This is a genomic window from Rhodococcus sp. NPDC059179, assembly GCF_042754885.1.
GTDB lineage: Bacteria > Actinomycetota > Actinomycetes > Mycobacteriales > Mycobacteriaceae > Rhodococcus_G.
This window is the reverse complement of the sequence record NZ_JBHZBV010000013.1, coordinates 92,432-104,631: the sequence shown is the minus strand read 5'-3', so window position 1 is coordinate 104,631 and position 12,200 is coordinate 92,432. Positions and strand designations below refer to the sequence as shown.

Here is a 12,200-nt window from a genome sequence, read left to right as displayed (position 1 = left end):
TATGCATCATCATGCAAGCTCATTCATAGCCGGAGTGCCCCGCCAACCACATCTACCCGGCGACTACAGCACCGAGTCCCGCAGCACGTGCTTGGTCAGCTTGCCCGACGGATTCCGCGGCAGCTCGTCGACCAGCACCAACTCCCGCGGGATCTTGTAGCGGGCCAGCTTGTCGGACAGGTAGGAGCGCAGCTCGTCGAGTTCGAGGTGCGCTCCCGGGGCGGTGGTGACCACCGCGACGACCGTCTCGCCCCACTCCGCGTGCGGCCGACCGATCACCGCGACGTCGAGCACGTCCGCGCGCGGCCGGATCGCCTCCTCGACCTCCTGCGAGTAGACATTCTCGCCGCCGGTGATGATGACGTCCTTGGTGCGATCGACGATGTAGATGTAGCCGTCCTCGTCGAGCCGCGCCACGTCGCCGCTGCGGTACCAGCGCCCCTCGAAGACCTCATCCGTCGCCTCGTCGTTGTCGAGGTAGCCGAGCATCCGGGTGTCACCGGCGAGCCAGATCTCGCCGGTCTCCCCCGGCTGCGCGTCGGCGCCGTTCGGACGCACGACCCGCAGGTCCACGCCCGGCATGCCGCCGCGCCCGATCGACCCCGCCTTGGCGATCTGTTCGTGCGGATACAGCGCGGTACCGGTCGGGCCCATCTCGCTCATGCCGTACACCTGATAGAAGTCCTCGGACCGGTACGCCTGCTGCAGCTGCCGGGCGACCTCGGCACCGATCGGGGCGCCGCCGTAGGTCCAGCGCCGCATCGTCGAGAAGTCGTAGGCGGCCAGGTCGATGCCTGCGGCCCGCGCCGCCTGCAGCGGCGCCAGGTAGGCGATCGGTGCACCAAAGAACGCGGTGACCTTCTCCGCTCCGATCATCTCGAGGAAGGGCAGCGGCGCGTACTCGCGCATCAGCACGACCGTCCCACCGAGGAACATCGTGGTGACGAACCAGACGTTGAGTGGGGCCGCGTGCCAGATCGGCATGGCGATCAGCACACGCTCGTCGCGGTCGAGCCCGAGCGTGGTCGCGATGTACGGCGCAACCGTCGAGATCGACCGATGGGTGTGCAGGCAGCCCTTCGGCGCACTTGTGGTACCGGACGTGTAGAGCACCTGGGCGATCTCGGAGTCATCGACGTCGATACCGTCCCACTCGTCGGCGACGTCGACGAGTGCGTCGAAGTCCCGATCGGCCTGCCCCGCAGCATCGGCACCCAGCTCCGTGAGCAGCCAGTCCACCTGTGGCGCACCGGCTTCCGCAGTCGACCAAAGATCCGCGGACACCACACCGACGGTCGCACCACAGTGCCCGAGCGTGTACCCGACCTCCGGCGGCGCCAGCTTGTGATTGACCGGCACCAGCGCGGCACCGGCCCGCCAGGCACCGAAGGCGGCGATCGCGAATCCGGGACTGTTGTAGGTCATCACGGCAACCCGGTCGCCGCGCCCGACCCCCCGACTGCGCAGCACCTCGGCGGCGCGCTTCGAAGCGGCGAGGAGTTCGGCGTAGGTGATCCGCTGATCCCCGTAGACCAGAGCGTCCTTGTCGGGAAACTTGCGCGCCGTGCTCTCGAGCATCGTGGTCAGGTTCATGGATGTGGCTCCTCGGATGGGGCGTTGCCGCCGCCCGTGATTCGTTCTACAGTTACCAAGGATTGAATCATGATTCATAGTTTCCTGAAAGGGTGCCTCTGTGATGGCGTACCGACCGACGGAGAAGACGCGTGCCGCGCAGGCCCAGCGCCGGGCCGCTCTGCTCCACGAGGCCACCGCGCTCGTCGCGAAGGGCGGGTTCGCCGCGGCGACGGTCAAAGCGATCGCGGAAAGGTGCGAGGTCAGCGTCGGTTCGGTGTACTCGCACTTCGACGGCAGCGGCGAGCTGCTCGCGGCCGTGTTCCGCATCGGTGCCGACCAGGAGCTTGCGGCGGTGCGCGACGCCGTCGACGCGGCTGCCGGGCCGGTGGACCGGCTGCGCGCGCTGGTCGAGACGTTCGCGGTGCGCGCCATCAAGGGCCGACAGCTCGCCTGGTCGCTGCTGTTCGAGCCGGTCGACCCGCGCATCGACGCCGAACGCCTCGACTACCGCGCGGCCTACCACGCCCTGACCACCGAGATCCTGCGCGAGGGCATGTCCACCGGTGTCTTCCCGCTGCAACACCTCGAGGTCACCGCGGCCGCGCTGATCGGCGCCATCAGCGAGTCGCTGACCGGCCGACTGTCCCCCGCCCATGCAGTCGCGCCGTCCGACTCGGACGACGCCCGCGCCGTCACGGTGTCCGACTCGGACGACGCCCGCACGGTCGAGGCCATCCTCCGTTTCTGTCTGCACGGCGTCGGCTACGAGCCGACCGCCCCCGACCGCCCCACTACCGAAGCACCACCGATCGAAGGAACGCGCCAATGACGACCACCGCCCCGTCCGGATTCCGTACCCACGAGGTGTTCAACCAGGCACCGCCTCGCGTGGACGTCAACGAGTACACCTCGAACGTTCCCCTCGTCGAGGGCGTGGCGCGATACGACGCCGACTGGGCGCAGCATGAGCTGACCGAGGTCGGCGCGCTGGTCGGCACCGAGTCGTTCCAGCACGACGCCGAACTGGCGAACACGATCACGCCGGAGTTCCACTCGCACGACAAGTGGGGCAACCGGATCGACGAGGTGGAGTTCCACCCCGCGTACCACCGGATCATCGGCGCCGCCGTCGAGCACGGCGCGCACACCTCCGCGTGGGCCGACCCGAAGCCCGGCGCGAACGTCGCCCGCGCGGCGTCGTTCATGATGTTCGCCCAGATCGAGCCAGGCCACTCCTGCCCGATCTCGATGACCCACTCCGTCGTGCCCGCGCTCGCGGAGTTCTCCCCCGAACTCTCCGAGCTGTGGTTGCCGCGGCTGTACGGCCGCGGCTACGACGGCCGGCTGATCGCGCCCGGCGACAAGCCCGGCGTGCTGTTCGGCATGGCGATGACCGAGAAGCAGGGCGGATCCGACGTGCGCGCGAACACCACCCGCGCCGCCCAGAACTCCGACGGCACCTGGTCGCTGACCGGGCACAAGTGGTTCTGCTCGGCGCCGATGTCGGACGGGTTCCTGATCCTGGCTCAGTCACCCGAGGGTATGTCCTGCTTCCTGGTCCCGCGGGTGCTCGAGGACGGCACCCGCAACGTCTTCCGCATCCAGCGCCTCAAGGACAAGCTCGGCAACAAGTCGAATGCGTCCTCCGAGATCGAACTCGACGGCACGATCGGCCACCTCGTCGGCGAGCCGGGCAGGGGCGTCCGCACCATCATCGAGATGGTCTCGCGCACCCGCCTGGACTGCGTATACGGCTCGACGGCGGGGATGCGGCAGTCGGTCGCCGAAGCCCTGTGGCACGTGCGCAACCGGGCGGCGTTCGGCGCGACCCTGATCGATCAGCCCGCGATGACTGCTGTCGCCGCGGACCTCGCGCTCGAATCGGAGGCCGCGACCGCGACCGCGCTTCGCCTGGCCCGCGCCCACGACGAGGACGCCGACGACAGCGAGAAGGCGTTCCGGCGGCTCGCCACCGCGGTCAGCAAGTACTGGATCTGCAAGCGCGGTCCGCACCACGCCTACGAGGCCCTCGAATGCCTCGGCGGCAACGGCTACACCGAGGCCTTCCCGCTGGCTCGCCGCTACCGCGAGCAGCCGGTGATGGCGGTGTGGGAGGGGTCCGGGAACGTGATCGCCCTCGACGTGCTGCGGGCGATGACCCGGGAACCGGAGTCCGTCGCGTCCTTCGACGCCGAGCTCGCGCTGGCGGCAGGCGCGTCGCGTTTGTTCGACGCGCACCTCGATCGGACGCGCGGTGCGCTGGCGGAGCTGGCGACCCTCGACCCCGCGCAGGCCCAGCTGCGCGCGCGTCCCGTCGCGGCGGCGATGGCACTGGGTCTGCAGGGTTCACTGCTGCTGCGCACCGCACCGACCGCGGTCGCCGAGGCGTTCCTGGCTGCGCGGCTCGGACCCGATCGCGACCTCGAGTACGGAACGCTCCCTGCGGGTACCGATTTCGCGGCGATCCTGGACCGCCAGTAGTCGGCATCCGGCCGGCTCGCAGGCGGTGTTGGACCGCACCGAGCCGGCCGTTCGCGGTCATTCCAGGCGAAGTGCTGCCGACCGGTGCCGACCGTCACCGGGCTCGTCGGGGAAACCGCGCGGCTTGCGCTGCCCGAAGTTCTCCCAGATCGACACGATGAAGAGCATCGCGACGCCGATGAGGACGACGGCGACCGTGATGATGACAACGGCGTAGCCGAACGCGACCCCGATTTCCGACCAGACCATGGCACTACCTCCACGTCGTGGTTATGAAGTTGCACAGTGGGACGGCTACACCGTACGCCGAGGGTTCTACGTGTCCATGGACTTTCGGATCTCGTCCAGCTTGCTCTTCGCCGCCTTCTGCCGCTCTTCCCACTGCTCCGCGACCGTGCGCCCCGCCGGAGACTCGGCATCGAGCTCGGTGGCGCCTTCCGCGGTCCCTGCCCTGGTCTCGATCTTCTCACGCACCGAGTCGAACGTCGGCACACCGGATTCGGTGTAGTCGGGTACGGGAACCGCAGTCGGCAGACCGGGTCCCGCCGTCGGCACCGCGGCGCCGGTCGTCACCGTCGGGTCAGGCGCACCGGGCAGGTCAGCCGGGAAGGGCACGTCGGCCGGGGGCGGCACATCCGGCGCGGCAGGCACGTCGCCGCGAATCGCGTTCACGGCGGCGGACACCGACGCGAGCGCCGGACGGCCCGCGGTCGCGACGGCGATCGCGCGCAACAGCTCCTGGTCGGTGAGCCGGCCCAGCCCGTCGGCAACACTCTGGGAATCGGTCATGACACCTCATTCCGTCGACTTGCCGCAAGGCTACGGCAGCCCGCGCCGAGAGTGCACCTGCCGGAGCATCGGCCGAGTCGGCCGAACGTTAGGTGCACTCTCGACGGACGGGGTCAGGCGCGCAGCTGGGCGCCCACGGCGGCGGTCGCGGCCGCGACCGCGGAATCGCGCGCCGCGGAGGCCTCGTCCTCGGTGAGCGTCCGGTCCCCGGCCCGGAATCGCAGCGCGAACGCCAGGGACTTGCGGCCCTCGCCGACCTGCGCGCCCTCGAACACGTCGAACAGCCGGATCTCCTCCAGCAGCTCGCCCGCTCCCGAGCGCAGCGCGGACTCGACGGACGCGGCGGGCACGGTGGTCTCGACCACCACCGCGACATCCTGGAGAACCGCCGGGAACGGCGAGACCCGCGGGGCCGGAAGCGATTCGGCGATCGGCAGCGCGGTCAGGTCGATCTCCACCGCGCAGGTGCGAGGCGGCAGCCCGCCGCGCTCGAGCACCGCTGGGTGCAGCTCGCCCGCGTGCCCGACCACGACCCCGTCGACCAGCAGCTCGGCGCCGCGGCCCGGATGCCAGGGCAGGTACTGGGCGGCCCGCGACTCGAGGGTCACCCCTGCCGCCCGCGCGATCGTCTGCGCGGCGGCGAAGGCGTCGGAGGCCTCGACAACCCGGCCCGCGCCCCACGGACCGCTCGGCTCCCGGAGCCCGGTCAGCACGGCGGCGACATGCGTCGGCTGGGCGGGCAGCGACTTCAGCAGATCGGCGATCTGGTCGTCGGTCGGTCGGCCGTCCACCGACAGGGCCTGCACCGGCTTGGTGTCGGGTCCGGGCTTGACCACCTGCGCGATTCCGAACAACGCCAGGTCGCGCTGGCCACGAGAGGTGTTGCGGGACAGGATCTCCAACAGGCCTGGCAGCAGGGTGGTGGCCAGCTCGGGACGATCCGACTCGAGCGGGTTGAGCACCTTCGAGGTGTTGCGGCGCGGATCGTCGGAGTCGAGACCCCAGGTGTCGAACACCCCGGTGGGCAGGAACACCGTCGGCAGCACCTCGACGTATCCGTCGAACGCGAGCGCCCGACCGACCGCGCGGCGGCGACGCTGCTGCAGGGTGAGCCCGCGGCCCGCGGGCGCGGCGGGGAGCACCGACGGAATCTGCTCGAGGCCCTCGAGCCTCAGCACCTCCTCCACGAGATCCGCCGGCTGTTCCAGGTCCGGGCGCCAGGTCGGCGGTGTGACCACCAGCTGGCCGTGACCGGCGTCGCTGACGCCCACGTCCACGCCGCAGCCGACCTGGGTCAGCCGCCGGGCCGCGGTCCCGTTCGGGTACGCGACGCCCGCCACCCGGTCGGGCAGGTCGATGTCCATGCGGATCGGCGCGGGCTCGTCGACGCCGCCGACGTCGGTGAGGACCGGCTCGATCCGGCCGCCAGCGATCTCCACCAGGAGCCCGGCCGCGCGGTCGAGCGCGGCGACGGGCAGCGCCTGGTCCACCACGCGCTCGTAGCGCTTGCTGGCCTCGCTGATCAGCTTGTGCCTGCGGGAGGTCCGGAACACCGCGAGCGGGTTCCAGATCGCGGCCTCCAGCAGCACGTCGGTGGTGCCGGTGCCGACCTCGGTGCTGGCGCCGCCCATGACACCGGCGAGGGAGACCGCGCCGGTGTCGTCGGCGATCACCACGTCCTCCGCGTCGAGGGTCCGCTCGACCCCGTCGAGGGTGGTCAGCTTCTCGTCCGCGGCGGCCCGGCGCACGACCAGACCACCGGTGAGCTTGTTCGCGTCGAACGCGTGCAGCGGCTGGCCCAGCTCGAGCAGCACGTAGTTGGTGACGTCGACCGCAGGGGAGATCGGACGCACCCCGGAGAGCAGCAGTCGACGCTGCATCCACCACGGGGTGACCGCGGCGGGGTCGATCCCGGTGACCCGACGCAGCGCGAAGCGAGGAGAACCGGACTCGGGCTGCACCGTCAGCGGCCAGGCCTCACCCTCGGAGCCGTGCGTGGGCAGCGAAGCCGGGTCGGCGAACTCGAGGTCGAACCCGCAGGCCAGTTCCCTGGTCAGACCGCGGACCGAGAAGCAGTATCCGCGGTCGGGCGTGATGTTCAGCTCGATGATCGTGTCGCCGAGGCCGAGCAGTTCGTTGGCGTCCACACCTGGCTCTGCCGTGCCGGGCTCGAGCACGAGGATGCCCGAATGATCCTTGCCGATGCCGAGTTCGGCGACCGAGCAGATCATTCCGTCCGACACCTGGCCGTAGGTCTTGCGCGCGGCGATCTTGAAGTCGCCTGGCAGCACGGCGCCGGGCAGGGCCGCGACGATCAGGTCGCCCTCGACGAAGTTCCGGGCGCCGCACACGATTCCGCGTGGCTCGGCCTCTCCGACGTCGACCTGGCACATCCGGATCGGCTTCTTGAACTCGGTGAGTTCGGTGATCGAGACGACCCGGCCGACCACCAGCGGCCCCGGCACCTTGTGCAGGACGTCGACCTCCTCGACCTCGAGGCCGACGCGGACGAAACCGGCGTCCAACTCCTCGGCGCTCACCTCCCAGCCGGGGGTCGCCCGCTGCAGGATCTCGGTCAGCCACGATTGCGCTACTCGCACGTTAACTCAGCTCTTTCGCTCTGTGTTCTGTCTCTGACCTAGGCCTGGACACCGAAGGGCAGCGTGAACCGCACGTCGCCCTCGACGATGTCGCGCATGTCCGGGATGCCGTTGCGGAACTGAAGGGTCCGCTCCAGCCCCATGCCGAACGCGAATCCGGAGTACTCGTCGGGGTCGATTCCGCTTGCCCGCAGCACCTTCGGGTTGACCATGCCGCAGCCGCCCCACTCGACCCAGCCCGCGCCGCCCTTCTTGCCGGGGAACCAGACGTCCACCTCGGCGGACGGCTCGGTGAACGGGAAGTAGTTGGGGCGCATCCGGGTCCGGGTGTCGGGGCCGAACAGCGCGCGCGCGAAGGCGTCGAGGGTGCCCCGCAGGTGTGCCATCGTCAGGCCCTTGTCCACCGCCAGACCCTCGATCTGGGAGAACACCGGGGTGTGGGTGGAGTCGAGTTCGTCGGTGCGGAAGGTGCGCCCCGGGCACACCACGTAGATCGGCACCTCCCGCGAGAGCATCGTCCGCACCTGCACCGGGGAGGTGTGCGTGCGCAGCACCTGCCGCGAACCCTCCGGCGCGATGTGGAAGGTGTCCTGCATCGTCCGCGCGGGATGGTCGGGCAGGAAGTTCAGCGCATCGAAGTTGAAGTGTTCGGTCTCGACCTCTGGCCCCTCGGCCACCTCCCAGCCCATCGCGACGAACACGTCGCTGACCTGCTCGGAGATGATGGTGATCGGGTGACGGGCGCCGACCGGACGTCGCTGGGCTGGCAGCGTCACGTCGATCGCCTCCGCGACGAGCACCGCGGCGTCGCGCTCGGCCAGCAACACCTCGCGTCGGGCATCGAACGCCGTGGTGGCCCTGGTGCGCGCGGCGTTGACCCGCTTGCCCGCGTCGGCCTTCTCCTTGCCGGGCAGCGCGCCGAGGGCACGCCGGACGAGGGACAGCGGCGCCTTGTCGCCCAGGTGGTCGACCTTGGCCTTGGCCAACGCGTCGAGGTCACCTGCGGCGGCGAACGCCGACTCGGCCTGCTCGGCCGCGGCACCGAGCGCGTCTTCGGTCAGCGCGTCGGTGTCGATCGGTCCTGAACTCTCGGCCTCGTTCTTTGCCACGGCTGGTCAAACTCCTCGTCGATGGTCGTCGCGCCGCGCGCACCCGGCGCACGGCAGAACAATCCTAGGTTGTCGGTCGGTCCTGCCGATGCTGCACCCGCGCGCTCGCGTACAGGCAGATGGCGGCGGCGGTCGCCAGGTTCAGGCTCTCCGCGCGGCCGTGGATGGGAATCCGCACCCGATGGTCGGCCCTGGCGGCGATCGCCGGGTCCAGCCCGTGTGCCTCGTTGCCGAACAGCCATGCGGTCGGCCTGGCCAGCAACTCGTCCGCGTCGTCGAGGTCGACCTCGCCGTCGGCTGCGGTCGCCAGGATCTGCACGCCCGCGGCGGTGATCTGCTCGAGCACGAGGGCCACATCCCGCTCCCGCGCGATCGGCAGGTGGAACACGCTGCCTGCGGAGGACCGGACGCACTTGCCGTTGTGCGGGTCGACGCTGTCGCCTGCCAGGATCGCCGCGTCGGCACCGACCGCGTCCGCCACCCTGATCACGGTGCCCGCGTTTCCGGGTTCGGACACCGAGACCGGGACGGCGAGCAGCCTGGGGCCCGGCGCGGAGCCAGCGGAGCGCCCCTGACGGGGTCCGGCCAACGCCTCGCCCAGCGGGACGTCCAGCAGTCCGCACACGGCGACCAGCCCCGGCGGGGTCACCGTGTCGCTGAGCGACTTGGCGGCCCGCTCGGTGATCGGCGAGACCCGCACCCCCGCGGCGGCCGCGCCTGCGATGAGCTCGTCGTGCCTGGAGCCCGCCTCCTCGGTGAAGAAGAGCTCCTCCACCCAGCCGGTGGCGAGGGCGGCGGTCACCGAGTTCGCACCCTCGGCAAGGAAGCGACCCGCCTTCTTGCGCTCGGCGCCGCGCAGCAGCTTGACAGCAGAAACGACCCGTGGAGTCCGCTCGGTGAACGGGTCCACGGGTCGCTCCTGGTTCAGCTTGCTCAGGCTGCTTCCCCGGCGGGGGCGTTCACGTCGGCAGGCAGTGCGGCCTTCGCGATGGCCACCAGGCCGGCAAACGCCTCGGCGTCGGAGACGGCCAGCTCGGCGAGGATCTTGCGGTCGACCTCGACACCCGCGGCGTTCAGGCCCTGGATGAAGCGGTTGTAGGTCATGTCGTTCGCGCGCGCGGCGGCGTTGATACGCGTGATCCACAGCTTGCGGAAGTCACCCTTGCGCGCGCGGCGGTCGCGGTACGCGTAGGTGAGCGAGTGGAGCTGCTGCTCCTTGGCCTTGGTGTACAGGCGCGAGCGCTGTCCACGGTAGCCCTTGGAGGCCTCAAGAATTGAACGACGCTTCTTCTGGGCGTTGACCGCCCTCTTTACGCGTGCCACTGGGAAATCCTGTCAATCTCGGGGCGCGACGCGCGCCCCTGGTTGGTCAAAAAGTGCTGGTCTTCGATCAGATGCCGAGCAGGCGCTTGATGCGCGGGGTGTCAGCCTTGCTGACAACGGCCTTGCCATCGAGGCGACGGGTCACCTTGGTGGGCTTGTGCTCGAGCAGGTGGCGACGGCCGGCCTTCTGGCGCAGGATCTTCCCGCTGCCGGACACCTTGAATCGCTTCGAGGTGCCGCTGTGGCTCTTCATCTTGGGCATGGAGTCCTCAGTTCTCTGTTTCTTCGGTACTGCATTTCGGTGGTGCTGGTCTGGCTAGCTGGTCGGCGCCTCGGGCGCGGCACCATCGGCCGGAGCCGGAGTGGCCGGCGCGGCGGGTGCCTCCGGTGCGGGCGCCGAGGCGGGCCTCGGGACCACGGGCACCGGCGCCTGCGCGCTCTCCTGTGCCTTGACGCGGGTCTTCGCACCCTTGTGCGGGGCGAGCACCATGGTCATGTTGCGGCCGTCCTGCTTTGCCGAGGTCTCGACGAAGCCGAGGTCGGCGACGTCGGCACCGAGGCGCTGCAGCAACCGGAAGCCCAGTTCGGGACGGGACTGCTCGCGACCGCGGAACATGATGGTCACCTTGACCTTGGACCCGGCTTCGAGGAAGCGGACAACGTTTCGCTTCTTGGTCTCGTAGTCGTGATCGTCGATCTTCGGGCGGAGCTTCTGCTCCTTGATCACGGTCAGCGTCTGGTTCTTGCGCGATTCGCGCGCCTTCTGCGCGGCCTCGTACTTGAACTTGCCGTAGTCCATGATCTTGCACACCGGCGGACGGGCGTCGGGCGCCACCTCGACCAGGTCGAGATCGGCCTCGAGGGCCAAGCGGAGTGCATCTTCAACACGCACGATCCCGACCTGCTCACCGCCAGGTCCGACGAGTCGAACCTCGGGTACGCGGATGCGATCGTTGATGCGGGTCTCAGTGCTGATGGGGCCTCCTAGGTTGAGCGGCGTGGTCGTCCTGACCGCCGGCAGCCCGCAGCCCGCTCTCTCCCAACAAAAGGACCCCGCTGGATTTTCACCATGCGGGGCCCGATGTCGACCGGTTCGATGTCCGCCGCGAACACACCGCAACGCACATCCCCTCAACGGAGAGGGAACCCGTCCCTGGCAGGATCTGCACACGGAAAACCGTGGCAAAACCAGCCCTCGGGGCGGGCGACCGGACCGCTGACCAGCGTGTTTGATGCGCCAGATAGCGGTGGGAGTCGGACTCCACTTGCTGCCCCCAACATCGTCGGGGGCGGTCGTGTATGGAAGTCTAGCAGGCATGACAGAGCAAACTCACACGGGCGATGTCCGCGAGCTGGCCGAGGTGCCCGCAGTGGAGGTCATCAGCCGCGCCGCAGTGATGCTGATGAGCTCGGCCGCCGAGAAGCTCGGGCTCTCCTCACCCGACCCCGACGAAAGCGATCACCTCGACCTGGACGAGGCCCGCCGGGTGATCACCGCCCTCGCCGGCCTGGTCACCGCGTCGGCGGAGTACCTCGGCCCACACGCAGGCCCCATCCGCGAGGGCCTGCAGGCACTTCAGCGCGCCTTCCGCGAGGCTTCGGCACACCCCGACGAGCCCGGCAACGGCCCGGGCGAGAAGTACACCGGCCCCGTCCACTGACCGCCCTCACCCACCGCCGTCGAGTGGCCCGTTCCCTCGATGGCGGTGGCCCCGAGCGGGGATACTGACGCCATGGCGAACAAGACCCAGCCGACCGGCGACAGCGTCGAGGAATTCCTCGGCGCGCTGACCGACGAGGTCACGCGAGCCGACTGCGGGCGCCTGGTCGACCTGATGCAGGCGGCCACCGGCGAGCCGGCCGCCCTGTGGGGTTCGGGCATCATCGGGTTCGGCAACCGCACCTACCGCTACGCCAGCGGACACCACGGGAACACCGCACTGATCGGTTTCGCCCCCAGGTCGACCGCGCTCACCCTCTATCTGAGCCTGAACCTGGACGACCACCGCGAGGCCCTGCAGCGCCTCGGCCGACACAGGAACGGCAAGGGCTGCCTCTACATCAAGCGCCTCGCCGACGTCGACGAGTCCGAGCTCCGCTCATTGATCGAGGCCTCGGTGAGCGCCGCCCGCGCGATGTCCATAGACTCCTGAGCGGGCCTAATCAGCGCGCTGAGCAGCACAGTTCTGGCGCCCGCGAACCTACCCAACCGGCTGTGACGGACGTCACAATCGTTCGCGGAAAGCGGCCCTCAGATTCCGTACGCACGTCCAGTCCGGTTCGTGTACAAAGATTCCGGATGCAGCGAGGACACCCACCCGGA

Annotated in this window: 13 protein-coding genes; 4 read left to right on the top strand and 9 right to left on the bottom strand. The window is 69.7% G+C overall.

Features of this window, described 5'->3' with window-relative positions:
- Window positions 1-63 precede the first annotated feature (63 nt).
- Window positions 64-1,593, bottom strand: coding sequence for a class I adenylate-forming enzyme family protein (locus ACFXMV_RS20285; protein ID WP_378499337.1), 1,530 nt, complete (start codon window positions 1,591-1,593; stop codon window positions 64-66).
- Between the two features lie 103 nt (window positions 1,594-1,696).
- Between ACFXMV_RS20285 and ACFXMV_RS20280 the strand changes: the two genes are divergently transcribed.
- Window positions 1,697-2,404, top strand: coding sequence for a TetR/AcrR family transcriptional regulator (locus tag ACFXMV_RS20280; protein ID WP_378499338.1), 708 nt, complete (start codon window positions 1,697-1,699; stop codon window positions 2,402-2,404).
- Complete coding sequence (locus ACFXMV_RS20275; RefSeq protein ID WP_378503491.1) at window positions 2,401-4,056, top strand: acyl-CoA dehydrogenase family protein; 1,656 nt, start codon at window positions 2,401-2,403, stop codon at window positions 4,054-4,056. Before ACFXMV_RS20280 ends, ACFXMV_RS20275 begins: the two co-directional genes overlap by 4 nt.
- Window positions 4,057-4,113: 57 nt before the next feature.
- On the opposite strand, the gene ACFXMV_RS20270 is transcribed toward ACFXMV_RS20275, so the two are convergent.
- From ACFXMV_RS20270 to infC, 8 genes are all read right to left on the bottom strand, one after another.
- Window positions 4,114-4,305 carry a hypothetical protein gene (locus ACFXMV_RS20270; RefSeq protein WP_378502341.1) on the bottom strand — a complete coding sequence of 64 codons (192 nt, stop codon included), beginning with the start codon at window positions 4,303-4,305 and terminating at the stop codon, window positions 4,114-4,116.
- Between the two features lie 66 nt (window positions 4,306-4,371).
- Entirely contained in the window at window positions 4,372-4,845 is a 474-nt protein-coding gene (locus ACFXMV_RS20265; RefSeq protein ID WP_378502342.1) for a hypothetical protein, read from the bottom strand.
- A 113-nt stretch (window positions 4,846-4,958) separates the two neighbouring features.
- The gene (pheT, locus tag ACFXMV_RS20260) at window positions 4,959-7,445 is read right to left on the bottom strand and encodes a phenylalanine--tRNA ligase subunit beta (protein ID WP_378503490.1); all 2,487 of its coding nucleotides are present in this window, start codon (window positions 7,443-7,445) and stop codon (window positions 4,959-4,961) included.
- A gap of 38 nt (window positions 7,446-7,483) precedes the next feature.
- Entirely contained in the window at window positions 7,484-8,554 is a 1,071-nt protein-coding gene (gene pheS, locus ACFXMV_RS20255; protein ID WP_378501920.1) for a phenylalanine--tRNA ligase subunit alpha, read from the bottom strand.
- Window positions 8,555-8,618: 64 nt separating this feature from the next.
- Window positions 8,619-9,464 (bottom strand): TrmH family RNA methyltransferase, encoded by an 846-nt coding sequence (locus ACFXMV_RS20250; RefSeq protein WP_378503489.1) that lies wholly within the window; start codon window positions 9,462-9,464, stop codon window positions 8,619-8,621.
- Between the two features lie 23 nt (window positions 9,465-9,487).
- Complete coding sequence (gene rplT / locus ACFXMV_RS20245; protein ID WP_027503191.1) at window positions 9,488-9,877, bottom strand: 50S ribosomal protein L20; 390 nt, start codon at window positions 9,875-9,877, stop codon at window positions 9,488-9,490.
- 67 nt (window positions 9,878-9,944) lie between these two features.
- A complete protein-coding gene (rpmI, locus tag ACFXMV_RS20240) occupies window positions 9,945-10,139 on the bottom strand; it encodes a 50S ribosomal protein L35 (protein WP_027503190.1) in 195 nt (64 codons plus the stop codon).
- Window positions 10,140-10,193: 54 nt separating this feature from the next.
- Entirely contained in the window at window positions 10,194-10,898 is a 705-nt protein-coding gene (infC, locus tag ACFXMV_RS20235; protein ID WP_378500424.1) for a translation initiation factor IF-3, read from the bottom strand.
- Between the two features lie 295 nt (window positions 10,899-11,193).
- On the opposite strand from infC, the gene ACFXMV_RS20230 reads away from it, so the two are divergent.
- On the top strand, window positions 11,194-11,538 hold the full coding sequence (locus ACFXMV_RS20230; protein ID WP_378500419.1) for a DUF1844 domain-containing protein: 345 nt from the start codon (window positions 11,194-11,196) through the stop codon (window positions 11,536-11,538).
- A gap of 72 nt (window positions 11,539-11,610) precedes the next feature.
- Window positions 11,611-12,030 carry a DUF1801 domain-containing protein gene (locus tag ACFXMV_RS20225; protein WP_378500420.1) on the top strand — a complete coding sequence of 140 codons (420 nt, stop codon included), beginning with the start codon at window positions 11,611-11,613 and terminating at the stop codon, window positions 12,028-12,030.
- Window positions 12,031-12,200: the final 170 nt, after the last annotated feature.